The sequence below is a fragment of the Variovorax sp. Soil_C_17 genome (genome assembly GCF_057657265.1).
Genome location: NZ_JBDGIT010000003.1, coordinates 592405 through 608431 on the forward strand (window position 1 = coordinate 592405; position 16027 = coordinate 608431).

Genomic DNA, 16027 nt, shown 5'->3' on the forward strand with positions numbered 1-16027 from the left:
CAATACCTGTTGCGAGGGGCTAGTTTCCAAGCAGCAAGTTGGCCCAGATGGCGGAATTGGTAGACGCACTAGTTTCAGGTACTAGCGAGTAACATCGTGGAGGTTCGAGTCCTCTTCTGGGCACCAAGTTTAGATAAACCCTCTGGGTCATCTTCGATTCAAGCCACCGGCCTCCGGTGGCTTTTTTCTTGCCTGTCGTCAACTTCAACTGCATCAGACAGGCAGCGCGACCAGGTCGTGCCCCTCGGCTCCGACAATGCGCGCGCGCGTGAATTCGCCGACCTTCAGTGTCTTGCTGATCTTCTCGGGCGGCAGCAGCCGCACGGTGCCGTCGATCTCGGGCGCATCGGCATAGGTCCGACCGACACCCCCCTTGCGCCCCAGTGCCGGCGCTGAATCGACCAGCACCTGCATGGTGGCGCCGATGCGCCGGCGCAGCTTGGCGATCGACACCGCCTCGGCCACTTCCATGAAGCGCGCGCGCCGGGCTTCGCGTTCCGACTCCGGCAGCATGCCCGGGATCTCGTTGGCGGCTGCGCCCTGGACCGGGCTGTAGGCGAAGCAACCGGCACGGTCGATCTCCGCCTCGCGGATGAAGTCGAGCAGGTGCTCGAACTCCTCTTCCGTCTCGCCGGGAAAACCGGCGATGAAGGTGCTGCGGATCACCAGCTCCGGGCACACCTCGCGCCAGCGCGCGAGGCGCTCCAGGTTCTTCTCGCCGCTGGCCGGCCGCTTCATGCGCCGGAGGACTTCGGGATGGCTGTGCTGCAAGGGCACGTCGAGGTACGGCAGCACCCGGCCGCTCGCCATCAGCGGGATGATCTCGTCGACGCTGGGATAGGGGTACACGTAGTGCAGCCGCACCCAGGCGCCGTAGGGCTCGGCGATCTCGCCCAGCGTGCGCACCAGCTCCAGCATGCGCGTCTTGACCGGCTTGCCGTCCCAGAAGCCGGTGCGGTACTTGACGTCGACGCCGTAGGCAGAGGTGTCCTGGCTGATCACCAGCAGTTCCTTGACCCCGCCCTCGAACAGGGCCTTCGCCTCGGCGAGCACATCGCCCACAGGCCGCGAGACCAGGTCGCCGCGCATCGAGGGGATGATGCAGAAGGTGCAGCGATGGTTGCAGCCTTCGCTGATCTTCAGATAGGCATAGTGCCGCGGCGTCAGCTTCAGGCCGGCGACGCCGAAGGCTTGCGGCACCAGGTCGATGAAGGGGTCGTGCGGCTTGGGGAGATTCGCATGCACCGCATCCATGACCTCCTGCGTTGCATGCGGACCGGTGACGGCCAGCACGCTGGGATGCATCTGGCGCACCAGGTTGCCGCCGCCTTCGCCGGCCTTCGCCCCCAGGCAGCCGGTCACGATCACGCGGCCGTTCTCGGCCAGCGCCTCGCCGATGGTGTCCAGGCTCTCCTTGACCGCATCGTCGATGAAGCCGCAGGTGTTGACGATCACCAGGTCGGCGCCCTCGAAGGTCTTGGAAGTCTGATAGCCCTCGGCGCTCAACCGGGTCAGGATCAATTCGGAATCCGTGAGTGCCTTGGGACAGCCAAGGCTCACGAAACCGACCTTGGGGATGGTCGGTGCGGCAATACGTTCAGGGGAGGCAACTTCGCTCATAGCCCCCTATTGTCCCCGCTAACGGTCCGTCTGGCCGCCCGGGGGTCGCTTGAGGCCGAAGGCCCCCAGCACCTGCTCGGTGTTTTTCTGCATCTGCTCCTGCATCTGCAGGAACACGTTCTTGGACTGCTCGACATAGTTGCCCATCAGTCCTTGGAGCATCGGCGATTGCAGGGTCATGAAGCGCGCCCACATCTCGGGCGTCAGCGCCTGCGCCTTCTCGGCGAGCTGTGCCTGCACCTCGGCCATGGCCTGGATGTTCTTCTCGAGATAAGGGCCCATGTAGCCCTGCATGGCATGACCGTAGAAGCGGATGATGTTGGCCAGCACCTCCTCGGTGAACATCGGCGCGCCGCCGGCCTCCTCCTCGAGAATGATCTGCAGCAGGATGCTGCGCGTCAGATCGTCGCCGCTCTTGGCGTCGCGCACCACGAAGGGCGACTTGTCCATGACCAGCTGCTTGACCTCGGTGAGCGTGATGTAGGCGGAGGTTTCCGTGTCGTAGAGCCTGCGGTTGGGATATTTCTTGATCACCCGCTGCGTCGGCTTGTCGCCGGCGGACTTCTTGCTCTGCACTAAGGACTCCTTGAGGTTTCGCGCCTTGAGGCGCAAACCATTCTAGGGAGCGGTTTTGCTGCACCGCGCCAAGGTTTACCCTGACCGAAATCGACGTCAATCCAGCACGGTCGCGTACTCGGCGCCGCAGACCTTGCAGACCGCCGACTCGGGGCGTTCCTCGGTGGCATCACGGAAGTGCAAGGGCGTCTTGACGCCGTTGAAGACCCAGCAGCGCGGGCAATGCTCGTGACCCGCCAGCGGCAGATAGCCGCGCGCACGCTGCTCCGCGCGCTCCCTCGTGACGGGGGACCCTTGGCGCACCGTTCGCGCGACGTCCTCGGCGGCCATCGTGCCGGCGCGTCCATTGGCGCGGTCGTTGAGTCCATAGACCACGCGCGCGAACTCCAGTGGAGCCTGCCGCAGCAAGGCGGCGAGGCGGAGCTCCTCGAGTGCCGGACCGGTCTCAGCCTCTGGCGTGGTCATCGTTTCCCTGGGTCGGTGAAGTGGTAATGGGGGACGGCCAAGTTACCACAACTGTCGGCGAATCTGCCAGTCGACGAAGGGACTAGACCATGCGGGGGTACATGCTTTCCGAACGGCGCGGCAGCGTACGGCGAAGGGCCGGAGCCGCGAGGCAGCCGCTTGGTTGGTGCGGCTGCTGCGATCGGGAAAAGGAAGATTGGTAGGCGCGATTGGACTCGAACCAACGACCCCCACCATGTCAAGGTGGTGCTCTAACCAGCTGAGCTACGCGCCTGTGAGTTTGTCCGAGAGGCCGGAGTATAGCAGCCTGCCAGAGCGCTTTTTCCGAGCATCTCAGCGACGTCGCGCGGAACGCACGCCGGCCACCGCGCGGACCACGCCGAGCACTTGCGTCAGCCGCGCCGCATCGGCGATCTCGATGGTGAAGGTCATCCAGGCCGTGCCCTTGACGGACTGCGTCTGCACGCCGATGACGTTCATCTTCTCGCGCGCGAACACGTCGGAGATGTCGCGCAGGAGGCCCTGCCGATCGGCCGCCTCCACGGCCACGTCGACGGCATAGACCGAGCCATCGCCGCCGCGCCGTTCGCCCCATTCCACATCGATCACGCGCTCGGCATCGCGCCCCGCCATCATGCGGAAATTGCTGCAGTCGGCGCGATGGATGCTGACGCCATGGCCGCGCGTCACGAAGCCGCGGATCGCGTCGGGCGGAGCCGGCTTGCAGCACTTGGCGAGCTGCGTCATCAGCGAGGAGACGCCGACCACCAGCACGCCGCCCTTGCCCGAGCTTTCGCCGGCCCGTGCCTTCTTGATGATGACGCCGTCGTCCGGTCCCGGCGCGGGCTCGGGCGGGCGCAGCAGCATCTCGATGTTGCGCAGCGAGAACTCGTCCTTGCCCACCACTTCGAACAAATGGTCGGCCGACTTGAAGCCAAGCTGCGACGCCAGGTCGTCGAGCTTCAGCGCGGTCTTGCCCTCGCGCTGCAGCACCTTCTCGACCGCCTCCCGGCCGCGCGCCACGGTCTCGTGCGTGATCTGCGCATTGAACCAGGCGCGCACCTTGGCGCGCGCGCGGTGGCTGGCCAGGTAGCCCAGCTCGGCGTTGAGCCAGTCGCGCGAAGGACCGCCCTCTTTCGCCGCGATGATCTCGACCGTCTGCCCGTTCTGCAGCGGCGTGTTCAGCGGCACCATCGCGCCATCGACGCGCGCGCCGCGGCAGCGATGGCCCAGGCTGGTGTGTACCGAGTAGGCGAAATCGACCGCCGTCGCGCCCTGCGGCAGCTCGACGATCGCGGCATCGGGCGTCAACACATAGATGCGGTCGTCGAACAGGCCCTGTCCCTGCGAGCCGCCCGACAGGTCGCGCTCCCACGCCAGCAGCTGGCGCAGCACCGCGATCTTGGCGTCGTACTCGCCGCTCGCCCACACGCCGGCGTAGCCCTTGTGGCCCGCTTCCTTGTACGCCCAGTGCGCAGCCACGCCGTGCTCGGCATGGTCGTGCATCTCCTCGGTGCGGATCTGGATCTCGATCGGCTTGCCGGCCTGTCCGTTCACCACTTCGCGCACCACGGTGTGCAGCGACTGGTAGCCGTTGGGCTTGGGGCGCGCGATGTAGTCGTCGAACTCCTCGTCGATCGGCTGGAAATGCGAATGCACCCAGGCGAGCGCCGCATAGCAGTCCTTGACGTCGGCCACCACCACCCGCAGCGCCAGGATGTCGAAGACCTGCGCGAAGTCCAGCGACTTGCCCCGCATCTTCTTGACGATGCTGTAGATATTCTTGGGGCGCCCTTGCACCGTGGCCTTGACGCCCTCCCCGGCCAGCTCGCGCTCGAGCCGCGAGCGCAACTGCTCCACGTAGCCCTCGCGCTCCACGCGCTTCTCGTCGAGCAGGCGCGCGATGAGCTTGTAGGTCTCCGGCTCGAGGAAGCGGAAGGACAGGTCCTCGATCTCCCACTTGACCTGCCAGATGCCGAGCCGGTTCGCCAGCGGCGCGAACACCTGCAGGGATTCGCGCGCCACGCTCTCGGGCACCGGCTTCTTGGAAGCCGCTGCGTAGCGCAGCGTCTGCAGTCGGGACGCGAGGCGCAGCATCACCACGCGCAAATCGCGCGAGAACGCGAGCAGCATCTTGCGCACGTATTCGGTCTGCGTGCCGGCGCCGTCGCCGATGTGCGCGCTGGCCGTGACCGAGCGTGCCTGCTTCTGCACATGCACGAGCTTGGTGGTCTCGACGGCGAGCAACGCGAAGTTGTCGCCGAAAACCTTGGCGATCACCTCCAGCGGCCGATTCAGGTGCTGGCACGAATAGACCAGATAGCTGGCCGCCTGCATCGCCTCGGACCCGCCCATCGCCGCCACGATCGCGGCCACGGCGTCGGCGTGCGAGAGCGTGTTCTCGCCGGTGTCCAGCGTCTCGTCGGCGATCAGGGGCTCGGCGAAGGCTCGCGCCCGCGCGAGCATGTTCTCCTGCACCGGCGTGCGCTCCGCGGTCGCGGCCGAGAGCGGATAGTCGACCACGGAAGCACCGGACATGGAGAGGCCGGGTTGGTCACGCTTCACTCGAGCATCCCCTCCCAGGTGGTGCGATGGACGACAGACTCGATCATGGAAGACGGGCGCTACGGTGAAGATAATGGGCTCGTTGCATCCTAATTCATCCGGAGATCCATCATCATGCTCAAAGGCAAAACCGCGCTTGTCACGGGGTCCACCAGTGGTATCGGGCTCGGCATCGCGAAGGCATTGGCGCAACAAGGCGCCAGCATCGTGCTCAACGGCTTCGGCGACGCGGACAAGCCGCGCGCCGAGATCGAATCACTGGGCGTGAAGGCCGACTACCACGGCGCCGACATGAGCAAGCCGTCGGACATCGAAGACATGATGAAGTTCGCAGCCGCGAGGTTCGGCCGCATCGACATCCTGGTCAACAACGCCGGCATCCAGCATGTCGCGAAGGTCGAGGACTTCCCCGTCGAGCGCTGGGACGCGGTGATCGCCATCAACCTCACCAGCGCCTTCCACACCACGCGCCTCGCGGTGCCCGCGATGCGCGAGGCCAACTGGGGCCGCATCGTCAACATCGCATCGGCGCACGGACTCGTGGCCTCCGCGCAGAAGTCGGCCTATGTTGCGGCCAAGCACGGCATCGTCGGTCTCACCAAGGCGGTGGCACTCGAGACCGCCACCACCGGCGTCACCTGCAATGCAATCTGCCCGGGCTGGGTGCTGACGCCGCTGGTGCAGAAGCAGATCGACGACCGATCGGCGCGCGAAGGCATCTCGATCACACAGGCCCAGAACGACCTGCTCGGCGAGAAGCAGCCTTCGCTGCAGTTCACCACGGTCGAGCAGCTGGGCGGGCTCGCGGTCTTCCTGTGCTCGCCGGCCGCCGACCAGGTGCGCGGCGTGGCCTGGCAAGTCGACGGCGGCTGGACGGCGCAGTAGCAGCGCCGCAGCCCTACTTGAGCTGCACCGATCCCGAGACATTGACGACCACGCTCGTCTTGCCGGCCTCGACCGGCACGGCGGCGTCATACGACATCTTCGAGGAGGCCTCTGCAGCCATCATGCGCGGCCGGATCGGCGGGCCCTGGTTGGCGTTGACCGACACTTCGCGCAGCGTGTAGCCGCCGAAGCCGAAGCCCTTGGCCAGCTCGGCCGCCTTCTGCTTGAAGTTTTCGATCGCGAGGGTCTGGGCCTCGGCCTCGACCTTGGCACGCTGCTCGCGGCTCAGCCCGAAGCCGATGCCGCCGACGGTGAGTGTCGAGATGCGGCCGGCCGTCTGCGTGATGCGCAGAAAGTCCTTGCCCTCCAGCACCAGCTCCGTCGTGCCCTGCCAGCCGGAGATCTTGCCGTCACGCGTGTAGCGCGGCACCAGGCTGAAGTTGCCGGTGCGCACGTCGAGCAGCCCGGGCTGGGCGTTCTTGCGCGCCTCGGCCAGCGCGGCGTCCAGCGCGGTCTTGAGCTGGGTCTGCACCGTGGCCGCATCGGCCGCATCGCGGCTGGTGCTGAGGGTCATGGACAACAGATCCTGCTGCGTCTCGACCGTGCCGGTCGCCGACAGCTGCAGCACGTTCTGCGGCGGGGTCCATGGCGCGCTCTGGGCCATGGCGGCCCCGGTCCACATCAATGCGGCACAGGCCGCGAGCTTCTTGATTTTTTTCAAGGCGAGTCCATCGAGAAAGAAAAGCGCCATCATGCCCCGCGGGGCCGCGCTCACTGACGCTGGCTTCGCGGCGCCGTCAGCAGGTTGCCTTTCGGCGCGGGTCCGGGCACCAGGCGCTCGGCCGGTTGCGACTCTGCCGAATGGATCAGCTCCGTGCGCAGTTCCGGTCCGGGATCGGGCCGCGGGACCCACTGCTGGCGCACCTGCTGCCGGAGCTCGGCCAGCTCCGCCGGGGTGAGCCGGCGGCCGGCCGCCGCCTCGTGGCGCCGCACCTCCTCGCGCTTGGCAGCCCGGTGCGCGTCGACGGCATCGCGCACTTCGTTGCGCCTCTGGTCGCCCACCCGCACGAAGCCCCAGGACGGCTCCGCGGCTGCCGGCAACGAGCCGCACAGCGACAGCACAAGGGACGAGGCGAAAAGAAAGAGTTTCATGGCGAGGAGTCGAGCTTGGAACGACTGTGCCACCGCTACCCAAGGCGCAGACGTCTGGACGGCTAGCGCCCGCAAGTTTTGTAACTTAGTGTCAAACCAATGTGAAAAGCGCCTCAATGGGCCTGCAACACCCTCAAAATTGGCGTTGTTACAAATTCGGCGTTGTAGAAATGAATCAAGCACCAGCCCGCACAGACAAGATCGTGATCGTCGACGACGATGCGCGCATCCGCGACCTGCTGCGCCGCTACCTGACCCAGGAAGGCTTCGAGGTCATCGTGGCGGAAGACGGCAAGGCCCTCAATCGCATCCTGTTGCGCGACACGGTCGACCTGATCGTGCTCGACCTGATGATGCCCGGTGAGGACGGCCTCTCGGTCTGCCGACGACTTCGCGCCGCCAACGATCGCACGCCGATCATCATGCTGACCGCCAAGGGCGAGGACGTCGACCGCATCGTCGGCCTGGAGGTCGGCGCCGACGACTACCTGGGCAAGCCCTTCAACCCCCGCGAGCTGCTGGCGCGCGTGCATGCGGTGCTGCGCCGCCGCCCGCCGCTCGAAGCGCCAGGCGCCCCCTCCACCGACAACGAGACGGTGAACTTCGGCCCCTTCAGCTTCGACCTGGGCTCGCGCACCCTCAAGAAGGACGGCGAGGAGCTCTCGCTCACCACCGGCGAGTTCGCGATGCTCAAGGCCCTGGTGCGGCATCCGCGCCAGCCGCTGTCGCGCGAGAAGCTGGCCCAGCTGGCGCGCGGCCGCGAGTTCGAGCCCTTCGACCGCAGCCTGGACGTGCAGATCTCGCGCCTGCGCAAGCTGGTCGAGTCCGATGCCGCGGCGCCGCGCTACATCCAGACGGTCTGGGGCGTCGGCTACGTGTTCGTGCCGGACGGCACTACGTGAGGCACTGAACTTTCGTGGCCGCCACTTTCGGCCCCAAGACCACGACACCCAGCCCCTTGGGCGAAGACGGCCCCCAGGTCACCTTGCCGAGCCCGCTGGAGGGCCTCGGCCAGTCTCGGCGAAAGCCGCGGCTGCAGCTCGGCCTGAGCCTGTTCTGGCGCACCTTCTTCCTGCTGGTGCTGCTGCTGGTCGGCTGCACGGTCGCCTGGCTGCAGACCTTCCGCGCCCTCGAGTACGAACCGCGCGCCATCCAGACGGCGCACCAGATCGCCTCGCTGGTCAATCTCACGCGTGCGGCGCTGGTCTATTCCGACGCCATCACCCGCGTCTCCCTGATCAAGACCCTGGCCGACCAGGAGGGCGTGCGCATCCTGCCGCGCGAGCCCAACGACCGCTTCCTGCCCTACACCACCGGCGCCCTCGACGCGCGCGTGACCGAGGAGCTGATCGACCGCCTCGGCGAAGGCACCACCGTGGCCAGCCGCGTCAACGACGAACCGGGCCTCTGGATCGGTTTCTCCATCGAGAGCGATGCCTATTGGCTGCTGCTCGACCCGACGCGCTTCACCCGCTTCGGCGGCCGCACCTGGCTGATCTGGCTGGTGACGACCATGGGCCTTTCGCTGGCCGGCGCGGCGCTGATCACGCGCCTGATCAACCTGCCGCTCAAGCAGTTGTCGCGCGCCACCATGCAGGTGCGAGAGGGCGAGTACGAGGCGCACCGCCTGGACGAGCGCGCCCGCACCAACGAGATCCGCGCCGTGAACGTGGGCTTCAACCGCATGGCCGACCAGCTCGCCAAGATCGAGCAGGACCGCGCCGTGATGCTGGCCGGCATCTCGCACGACCTGCGCACGCCGCTGGCACGCCTGCGCCTCGAAACCGAGATGAGCGTGACCGACGAGGACGCGCGCGAGCACATGGCGGCCGACATCGCGCAGCTCGACGCCATCATCGACAAGTTCCTCGACTACGCGCGGCCCGACCACGTGGACTTCAAGCCGGTGCTCCTGCGCGACGTGATCGACGCCTGCACCTACGCCGTGCAGGACCACGAGGACATCAAGATCACGGTCGACGTACCCTCCGACCTGCGCGTGATGGCCGACGAGGTCGAACTGCAGCGCGTGATTTCCAACCTGGTCGAGAACGCGCGGCGCTACGGCAAGACGCCCTCCACCGGCGTGGCCGACATCACGATCCAGGCGCAGGCCCACAACGACGCCGTGCTGATCAAGGTGCGCGACCACGGCGCGGGCGTGGCGCCGGCTCTGCTGTCGCAGCTGAGCAAGCCCTTCTTCCGCGGCGACGTGGCGCGCACCTCGGCGGCCGGCGCGGGCCTGGGCCTGTCGATCGTCACGAAGAACATCGAGCGCATGGGCGGCACCTTCGCCCTCACCAGCACGCCGGGCCGCGGCCTCGCGGCGCATATCCGCATGCCGCGCGCCGCGTCGATCAAGCCCGAGGCGCCCCCGGCAGGCAAGACCCCGCAGGCGAGCAAATAAGCCGTCTCAGCGGTGCAGCAGCGCTACCGCGCGTGCTTCCATCGCCCGGCCCTCGCCCACCGGGCCGAGCTTCTCCGCCGTCTTGGCCTTGACGTTCACGCGGTCCGGCGCGAGCTCGAGCGCGGCCGCGATGCGCGCGCACATGGCCGGGATGTGCGGTGCCAGCCTGGGTGCCTGCGCGATGACGGTGCTGTCGATGTTGCCGATCTGCCAGCCGGCCGCGCGCACGCGCCGTGCCGCCTCGGCCAGCAGCACGGCCGAATCGGCGCCGCGGAACTGCGCATCGGTGTCCGGGAAATGGCGGCCGATGTCGCCCAGCCCGGCCGCGCCCAGCAGCGCATCGGTGATGGCATGCAACAGCACGTCGGCATCGGAGTGGCCGAGCAGGCCCGTGCTGTGCGGGACCTCGACGCCGCCGAGGATCAGCTTGCGGCCGGCGACCAGCTGGTGCACATCCCAGCCTTCGCCGACGCGGATGTCGAATGCGTTCATGTCTTTGCGCCGTGCCGGCTGGCCAGGAGCGCTTCGGCCAGCGCGAAGTCCTCGGGATAGGTGAGCTTGAAATTCTGCGCGCTGCCCGGCACCAGCAGGGGCGCGAGGCCGATGGCTTCGATCGCGCTCGCCTCGTCGGTCACCGAATCGCCGGCACGCTCCAGCGCATCGAGCAGCATGCCGATGCGGAACATCTGCGGCGTCTGGGCCAGCCATTTGTCGGCACGGGTCAGCGTGCTCGCGACGCGGCCCTCTGGCGAGGCGACCTTCAGCGTGTCCGGCAGGCGGTGGGCCAGCAGGCCGCCGACCGGATCGTGCTCGCAGGCCGCGATCAGGGCCTCGATCTGCGTGGGCGTCACCAGGCAACGCGCGGCGTCGTGCACCAGCACGAAGTCGTGCGGGCCGGCGCCGGCCGATTGCCGCAGCGCCAGCAGCCCGTTGCGCACGGTGGCCGCGCGCGTCGCGCCGCCGACCTGCAGCAGGTGTTCGCCCTGCGCCGGAAAACGCGGCAGCGCAGCCGCCACCTCGCGGTCCTGCGGCGACACCACCAGCGCAATGCCGGCGAAGCGGCCCGCCAGGGCGCGGAAGGCTTCCAGGGTGTGGCGCACCATCGGCCGGCCGGCCAGGCGCTGGTACTGCTTGGGGCCCGTTCCGCCGGCGCGGCTGCCGGAGCCCCCGCAGGGAATCAGGACGAAAAGACGGGAAGGGGTCATGGGGTCCGGCCGGAGCCAACGGCGAAGGGGCAGCCATTCTAGAATCGGCACGCCCTCACACCCCTCGCCGACCGGCGCGGGGTGTTCTGCATTTCCTGGCACTTCATGCACCTCCCCGCCCTCACCGCAGGCAAGCGCTTCACGCTGCCGCGCCCTCCTCTCTCCGCCGACGCACTGCTGCTGGCGCAGCTGGCCGAACGCGAGAAATCGGCCGGTCGCGCAAGCGCCGTGTTCACCGCCGACGCCAACGATGCGCAGCGGCTCATCGACGAGCTCGCCTTCTTCGCGCCCGAGCTGCGCTGCGCCCTCTTCCCCGACTGGGAGACGCTGCCCTACGACAGCTTCTCGCCGCACCAGGACCTCATCAGCGAGCGCCTCGCCACGCTGTGGCGCATCAGCCAGAAAGATGCCGACGTGGTGCTGGTGCCGGCCACCACCGCCCTCTGCAGGCTGGCGCCGCCGGCTTTCCTGGCTGGCTACACCTTCCACTTCAAGGCCAGGCAGAAGCTGGAGGAATCCAAGCTCAAGGCCCAGCTCACGCTGGCCGGCTACAGCCATGTGACCCAGGTCGTGAGCCCCGGCGAGTACGCGGTGCGGGGCGGACTGATCGACCTGTTCCCGATGGGCTCGCAGGTGCCCTTCCGGGTCGACCTGTTCGACGACGAGATCGACTCCATCCGCACCTTCGACCCCGACACCCAGCGCAGCCTCTACCCCGTGCCCGAGGTGCGCCTGCTGCCCGGCCGCGAGTTCCCGATGGACGACGAGGCCCGTGCGCGCTTCCGCAGCCGCTGGCGCGAGCTGCTGGAGGGCGACCCCACGCGCAGCCGGCTCTACAAGGACATGGGCAACGGCGTCGCGACCGCCGGCATCGAGTACTACCTGCCGCTCTTCTTCGAGGAGACGGCCACGGTGTTCGACTACCTCGGAGCGGACACGACCGTCGTGCTGCATGGCGAGCTCGAACCGGCGTTCCAGCATTTCTGGCAGGACACAAACGAACGCTACCGGCTGGTGCGGGGCGATCCGGAGCGCCCGGCGCTGCCGCCGGAGGCCTTGTTCCTGAGCGCGGAGCAGTTCTATCAGCGGGCGAAGCCGCACGCGCAGTTGGCGATTCGAGGCGGCGGCAGCCCTCAGCCCAGCCCGCTCCCGCAGGGAGAGGGACCAAAGCCGGAAGGCGCGGGCGAAGGCAGCCCCTACGCCGAATTCGAGGCGCTCCCCCCCTTCGCCGTGGTGCGCGGCGCCGACGATCCGCTGGTCAAGCTCAAGGCCCACATCGACGCCACCCCGCACCGCGTGCTCGTGCTCGCCGAAAGCGACGGCCGCCGGGAGAGCCTGCTCGACTTCCTGCGCGCCAGCGGCGTGAGCCCGCCCGCCTTCGACTCGCTGGCCGAGTTCGAGGCCTCGCCGGACGAAAAGATCGGCATCGCCACAGCGGCGCTGGTGGCCGGCTTCGCCTGGACCGAACAGGGCATCGACTTCGTCACCGAGACCGAGCTCTTCGCGACCGCGCCCTCGGCCCGCCGGCGCAACCGCAAGCAGGAGCAGGTCAGCGACGTCGACGCGCTGATCAAGGACCTGAGCGAGCTGGCCGTCGGCGACCCGGTGGTGCATTCGGCGCACGGCATCGGGCGCTACCGCGGCCTGGTCCACATGGACCTGGGCCAGGGCACCGATGCGCAGGGCAAGCCGATGCTGCAGGAGATGCTGCACCTGGAATATGCCGACAAGGCCACGCTCTACGTGCCGGTCGCGCAGCTGCACCTGATCAGCCGCTACACCGGCGTCAGCGCCGACGAGGCGCCGCTGCACAAGCTCGGCTCGGGCCAATGGGAGAAAGCCAAGCGCAAGGCCGCCGAGCAGGTGCGCGACTCGGCCGCCGAGCTGCTCAACATCTATGCCCGGCGTGCCGCGCGCGAGGGCCATGCCTTCCGCTTCTCGGCCGCCGACTACGAGGTCTTCGCCAACGACTTCGGCTTCGACGAAACGGCCGACCAGAAGGCCGCGATCCACGCTGTCATCCAGGACATGATCTCGCCCCGGCCGATGGACCGACTGGTCTGCGGCGACGTGGGATTCGGCAAGACCGAAGTGGCCCTGCGCGCCGCCTTCGTCGCGGTGACCGGCGGCAAGCAGGTGGCCTTTCTCGCGCCCACCACGCTGCTCGCCGAGCAGCACCACCAGACGCTGATGGACCGCTTCGGCAAGTGGCCCGTCAAGGTCGCCGAGATGAGCCGCTTCCGCTCGACCAAGGAGATCAATGCGGCCGCCAAGGGCCTGGCCGACGGCAGCGTCGACATCGTGGTCGGCACGCACAAGCTGCTCTCCGGCACCGTGAAGTTCAAGAACCTCGGCCTGCTCATCATCGACGAAGAGCATCGCTTCGGCGTGCGCCACAAGGAGGCGATGAAGGCCCTGCGCGCCGAGGTGGACGTGCTCACGCTCACCGCCACGCCGATCCCGCGCACGCTGGGCATGGCGCTGGAGGGTCTGCGCGACCTCAGCGTGATCGCCACCGCGCCGCAGCGCCGCCTGGCGATCAAGACCTTCGTGCGCAACGAAGGCACCGGCGTGATCCGCGAGGCCGTGCTGCGCGAGCTCAAGCGCGGCGGGCAGGTCTACTTCCTGCACAACGAGGTCGAGACCATCGAGAACCGGCGCCAGAAGCTGGAGCAGATCCTGCCCGAGGCGCGCATCGCGGTCGCCCACGGCCAGATGCCCGAGCGCGAGCTGGAGCGCGTGATGCGCGACTTCGTGGCCCAGCGCTACAACCTGCTCCTGTGCTCGACCATCATCGAGACCGGCATCGACGTGCCGAGCGCCAACACCATCGTGATGAGCCGCGCCGACAAGTTCGGCCTGGCGCAGCTGCACCAGCTGCGCGGCCGCGTGGGCCGCAGCCACCACCAGGCCTACGCCTACCTGATGGTCCCCGACATCGAGGGTCTGACCAAGCAGGCCGCCCAGCGCCTCGACGCCATCCAGCAGATGGAGGAGCTGGGCTCCGGCTTCTACCTGGCGATGCACGACCTGGAGATCCGCGGCGCCGGCGAGGTGCTGGGCGAGAACCAGAGCGGCAACATGATGGAGATCGGCTTCCAGCTCTACAACGAAATGCTGGCCGAGGCGGTGCGCTCCCTCAAGGCCGGCCAGGAGCCCGACCTGCTCGCACCGCTGTCGGTCACCACCGAGATCAACCTGCATGCACCCGCCCTGCTGCCCGAGGACTACTGCGGCGACGTTCACCTGCGCCTGTCCTTCTACAAGAAGCTCGCGACCGCGAAGACCTCCGACCAGATCGACACCCTGCTCGAGGAAATCGTCGACCGTTTCGGCAAGCTGCCGCCGCAGGCGCAGACGCTGATCGACGTACACCGGCTGCGCGTGCTCGCGCGGCCCTACGGCGTGGTCAAGGTCGACGCCGCGCCGGGCGCGATCCACATCAGCTTCAAGAAGGACCCGCCGGTCGATTCGATGGCCATCATCCAGCTGATCCAGAAGAACAAGCACATCAAGCTGGCCGGCAACGAAAAGCTGCGCATCGAGCGGGAGCTGAAGGAGCCGAAGGAGCGGGCGCAGATGGTGCGGGATGTGCTCAGGAGCCTGGGGCAGCCGAAGGCCGCAGAGGCGGGCGTTGCCGTATAAGTGCCCGCACTTATATAATTCTCGGCACTGTGGGAAAAGGAGGTCCGGTATGTCTCAAGTCACGATCTACCTCGAAGGAGACGCTCTGGCCGCCGCCAAGGAAGCAGCAGCGCGCGCCCACATGTCGCTCAGCAAATGGTTCGCCCAGTTCGCCGAGGCGGAGAAGCGCAAGCCCAAGCAGAGCTGGGACGAGTTCTTTGCCGAGGTCGACAAGCGGCCCGAACTGTGGGCCGATTTCCCACTGACCGAGGAAATGAACAAGGATCTGCCGCCGGACACGCCGCGCGAGACCTGGTGATGTACCTGCTCGACACCAACACCCTGATCTACGCCTTCCGCCGCGCCGGCGGAATCCGCGGACGGATGGCCACGGTGCCGGACGAACTCATGGCCTTGAGCGCGGTGAACCTGTTCGAACTGGAGTTCGGATTTTCCAGATCCATCGATCCCACCACCCAGCGCAACCAACTGGCGGAATTGACCCTGCGGTTCGCCGTCCTCGACTTCGATACGGACAGCGCGCGCAGGGCGGGGCAGATCAAGGGGTACCTGCAGAACAAGGGCACGCCCATCAGACCCTACGACCTCTTGATGGCCGGCATCGCTCTGGCCCACAACCGAATTGTCGTTACGCGCAACGTGCGCGAGTTCTCCCGGGTCCCGGGATTGCGCGTCGACAACTGGTACTCTGAATGAAGGCAACACAAGACATTTCGCCTGGCCTTGCGGTCCAGCGCTTCACCCCACCCCTCGAGCTCGCCGACTTCAAGCTGATCGCCTTCGACATGGACTCGACGCTGATCAACATCGAGTGCATCGACGAGATCGCCGACGCGGTCGGCAAGAAGGCCGAGGTCGCCGCCATCACCGAGGCGACGATGCGCGGCGAGATCAAGGACTTCAAGGAAAGCCTGCGCCGCCGCGTGGCCCTGCTGCAGGGCGTGCCCGTCTCGGCGCTGCAGGAGGTCTACGACCAGCGCCTGCGCCTCAACCCCGGCGCCGAGACGCTGGTGGCGGCCTGCAAGGCGGCAGGGCTCAAGGTGCTGCTGGTCTCCGGGGGCTTCACCTTCTTCGCCAACCGGGTGAAGGAGCGCCTGGGCATCGACTTCGCGCGCTCCAACCTGCTCGACGAGGCGGACGGCAAGCTCACCGGCCGCGTGGTGATGCAGTCGTGGGGCGACATCTGCGACGGCGCGGAGAAGCGCCGCACCCTGCTCGAAGTCGCCTCGCTGCTCGGCATCTCGCCCGCCGAATGCATTGCCGTCGGCGATGGCGCCAACGACCTCCCCATGATGGGCGAGGCCGGCTTGTCGGTGGCTTACCACGCCAAGCCCAAGGTGCGCGAAGAGGCCATGGTGGCGATCGACGACGGCGGCCTCGACCGGCTGCTGGAGGTCCTGCGCTGAGCCCGACGGACGAAACCGGTTTCTTCCTAAGGCAAAAGGGACCGGCGCGGTCCTAGGGTTATCTTCAGTTTCGCTTGCGGCGCCCCGGGTGCTTGAATGCC

At 67.5% G+C, this 16027-nt stretch carries 15 protein-coding genes and 2 tRNA genes; 8 read left to right on the forward strand and 9 right to left on the reverse strand.

Annotated elements, in window-relative coordinates:
* Positions 1-41: 41 nt before the first annotated feature.
* Positions 42-126 (forward strand) — tRNA-Leu (locus AC3A6Y_RS17935).
* Positions 127-213: 87 nt separating this feature from the next.
* Here the strand turns inward: AC3A6Y_RS17935 and rimO are convergent.
* From rimO to AC3A6Y_RS17960, 5 genes are all read right to left on the reverse strand, one after another.
* The gene (rimO, locus tag AC3A6Y_RS17940; protein WP_487869575.1) at positions 214-1620 is read right to left on the reverse strand and encodes a 30S ribosomal protein S12 methylthiotransferase RimO; all 1407 of its coding nucleotides are present in this window, start codon (positions 1618-1620) and stop codon (positions 214-216) included.
* 18 nt (positions 1621-1638) lie between these two features.
* Complete coding sequence (phaR, locus tag AC3A6Y_RS17945; RefSeq protein WP_487869576.1) at positions 1639-2196, reverse strand: polyhydroxyalkanoate synthesis repressor PhaR; 558 nt, start codon at positions 2194-2196, stop codon at positions 1639-1641.
* Positions 2197-2292: 96 nt separating this feature from the next.
* Positions 2293-2661 (reverse strand): hypothetical protein, encoded by a 369-nt coding sequence (locus tag AC3A6Y_RS17950; protein ID WP_487869577.1) that lies wholly within the window; start codon positions 2659-2661, stop codon positions 2293-2295.
* A gap of 197 nt (positions 2662-2858) precedes the next feature.
* Positions 2859-2935, reverse strand: a tRNA-Val gene (locus AC3A6Y_RS17955).
* Between the two features lie 59 nt (positions 2936-2994).
* The gene (locus AC3A6Y_RS17960) at positions 2995-5199 is read right to left on the reverse strand and encodes a RelA/SpoT family protein (protein ID WP_487869961.1); all 2205 of its coding nucleotides are present in this window, start codon (positions 5197-5199) and stop codon (positions 2995-2997) included.
* A gap of 141 nt (positions 5200-5340) precedes the next feature.
* On the opposite strand from AC3A6Y_RS17960, the gene AC3A6Y_RS17965 reads away from it, so the two are divergent.
* Positions 5341-6111 carry a 3-hydroxybutyrate dehydrogenase gene (locus tag AC3A6Y_RS17965; RefSeq protein WP_487869578.1) on the forward strand — a complete coding sequence of 257 codons (771 nt, stop codon included), beginning with the start codon at positions 5341-5343 and terminating at the stop codon, positions 6109-6111.
* A 13-nt stretch (positions 6112-6124) separates the two neighbouring features.
* On the opposite strand, the gene AC3A6Y_RS17970 is transcribed toward AC3A6Y_RS17965, so the two are convergent.
* Both AC3A6Y_RS17970 and AC3A6Y_RS17975 read right to left on the reverse strand, forming a co-directional pair.
* Entirely contained in the window at positions 6125-6832 is a 708-nt protein-coding gene (locus AC3A6Y_RS17970) for an SIMPL domain-containing protein (RefSeq protein ID WP_487869579.1), read from the reverse strand.
* A 50-nt stretch (positions 6833-6882) separates the two neighbouring features.
* Positions 6883-7263 carry a hypothetical protein gene (locus tag AC3A6Y_RS17975; protein WP_487869580.1) on the reverse strand — a complete coding sequence of 127 codons (381 nt, stop codon included), beginning with the start codon at positions 7261-7263 and terminating at the stop codon, positions 6883-6885.
* A gap of 170 nt (positions 7264-7433) precedes the next feature.
* On the opposite strand from AC3A6Y_RS17975, the gene ompR reads away from it, so the two are divergent.
* The gene (gene ompR / locus AC3A6Y_RS17980) at positions 7434-8165 is read left to right on the forward strand and encodes an osmolarity response regulator transcription factor OmpR (protein WP_028250078.1); all 732 of its coding nucleotides are present in this window, start codon (positions 7434-7436) and stop codon (positions 8163-8165) included.
* An 83-nt stretch (positions 8166-8248) separates the two neighbouring features.
* Entirely contained in the window at positions 8249-9670 is a 1422-nt protein-coding gene (locus AC3A6Y_RS17985; RefSeq protein WP_487869962.1) for a sensor histidine kinase, read from the forward strand.
* Positions 9671-9676: 6 nt separating this feature from the next.
* Here the strand turns inward: AC3A6Y_RS17985 and ispF are convergent, their stop codons facing one another.
* Positions 9677-10162 carry a 2-C-methyl-D-erythritol 2,4-cyclodiphosphate synthase gene (ispF, locus tag AC3A6Y_RS17990; protein ID WP_487869581.1) on the reverse strand — a complete coding sequence of 162 codons (486 nt, stop codon included), beginning with the start codon at positions 10160-10162 and terminating at the stop codon, positions 9677-9679.
* A complete protein-coding gene (gene ispD, locus AC3A6Y_RS17995; protein WP_487869582.1) occupies positions 10159-10875 on the reverse strand; it encodes a 2-C-methyl-D-erythritol 4-phosphate cytidylyltransferase in 717 nt (238 codons plus the stop codon). The genes ispF and ispD overlap by 4 nt, the downstream gene beginning before the upstream one ends.
* Before the next feature lie 105 nt (positions 10876-10980).
* Between ispD and mfd the strand changes: the two genes are divergently transcribed.
* From mfd to serB, 4 genes are read left to right on the forward strand one after another with little or no spacing between them, the layout of a single operon-like run.
* Positions 10981-14520: a transcription-repair coupling factor gene (gene mfd / locus AC3A6Y_RS18000; protein WP_487869583.1), complete on the forward strand. Its 3540-nt coding sequence runs from the start codon at positions 10981-10983 to the stop codon at positions 14518-14520.
* Between the two features lie 49 nt (positions 14521-14569).
* A complete protein-coding gene (locus AC3A6Y_RS18005; protein ID WP_487869584.1) occupies positions 14570-14818 on the forward strand; it encodes a hypothetical protein in 249 nt (82 codons plus the stop codon).
* Positions 14818-15216 carry a PIN domain-containing protein gene (locus AC3A6Y_RS18010; protein ID WP_487869585.1) on the forward strand — a complete coding sequence of 133 codons (399 nt, stop codon included), beginning with the start codon at positions 14818-14820 and terminating at the stop codon, positions 15214-15216. Before AC3A6Y_RS18005 ends, AC3A6Y_RS18010 begins: the two co-directional genes overlap by 1 nt.
* Positions 15213-15926 (forward strand): phosphoserine phosphatase SerB, encoded by a 714-nt coding sequence (gene serB, locus AC3A6Y_RS18015; protein WP_487869586.1) that lies wholly within the window; start codon positions 15213-15215, stop codon positions 15924-15926. The genes AC3A6Y_RS18010 and serB overlap by 4 nt, the downstream gene beginning before the upstream one ends.
* The last annotated feature ends 101 nt before the right edge of the window (positions 15927-16027 follow it).

What these genes read in the sequence shown, in the direction of transcription:
- serB (WP_487869586.1), top strand. Translation starts at nt 15,213, where the DNA reads ATGAAGGCAACACAAGACATTTCGCCTGGCCTTGCGGTCCAGCGCTTC.
- AC3A6Y_RS17960 (WP_487869961.1), bottom strand. Translation starts at nt 5,199, where the DNA reads ATGTCCGGTGCTTCCGTGGTCGACTATCCGCTCTCGGCCGCGACCGCG.
- AC3A6Y_RS18010 (WP_487869585.1), top strand. Translation starts at nt 14,818, where the DNA reads ATGTACCTGCTCGACACCAACACCCTGATCTACGCCTTCCGCCGCGCC.
- ompR (WP_028250078.1), top strand. Translation starts at nt 7,434, where the DNA reads ATGAATCAAGCACCAGCCCGCACAGACAAGATCGTGATCGTCGACGAC.
- mfd (WP_487869583.1), top strand. Translation starts at nt 10,981, where the DNA reads ATGCACCTCCCCGCCCTCACCGCAGGCAAGCGCTTCACGCTGCCGCGC.
- AC3A6Y_RS17975 (WP_487869580.1), bottom strand. Translation starts at nt 7,263, where the DNA reads ATGAAACTCTTTCTTTTCGCCTCGTCCCTTGTGCTGTCGCTGTGCGGC.
- AC3A6Y_RS17950 (WP_487869577.1), bottom strand. Translation starts at nt 2,661, where the DNA reads ATGACCACGCCAGAGGCTGAGACCGGTCCGGCACTCGAGGAGCTCCGC.
- ispF (WP_487869581.1), bottom strand. Translation starts at nt 10,162, where the DNA reads ATGAACGCATTCGACATCCGCGTCGGCGAAGGCTGGGATGTGCACCAG.
- AC3A6Y_RS17965 (WP_487869578.1), top strand. Translation starts at nt 5,341, where the DNA reads ATGCTCAAAGGCAAAACCGCGCTTGTCACGGGGTCCACCAGTGGTATC.
- AC3A6Y_RS18005 (WP_487869584.1), top strand. Translation starts at nt 14,570, where the DNA reads ATGTCTCAAGTCACGATCTACCTCGAAGGAGACGCTCTGGCCGCCGCC.
- ispD (WP_487869582.1), bottom strand. Translation starts at nt 10,875, where the DNA reads ATGACCCCTTCCCGTCTTTTCGTCCTGATTCCCTGCGGGGGCTCCGGC.
- rimO (WP_487869575.1), bottom strand. Translation starts at nt 1,620, where the DNA reads ATGAGCGAAGTTGCCTCCCCTGAACGTATTGCCGCACCGACCATCCCC.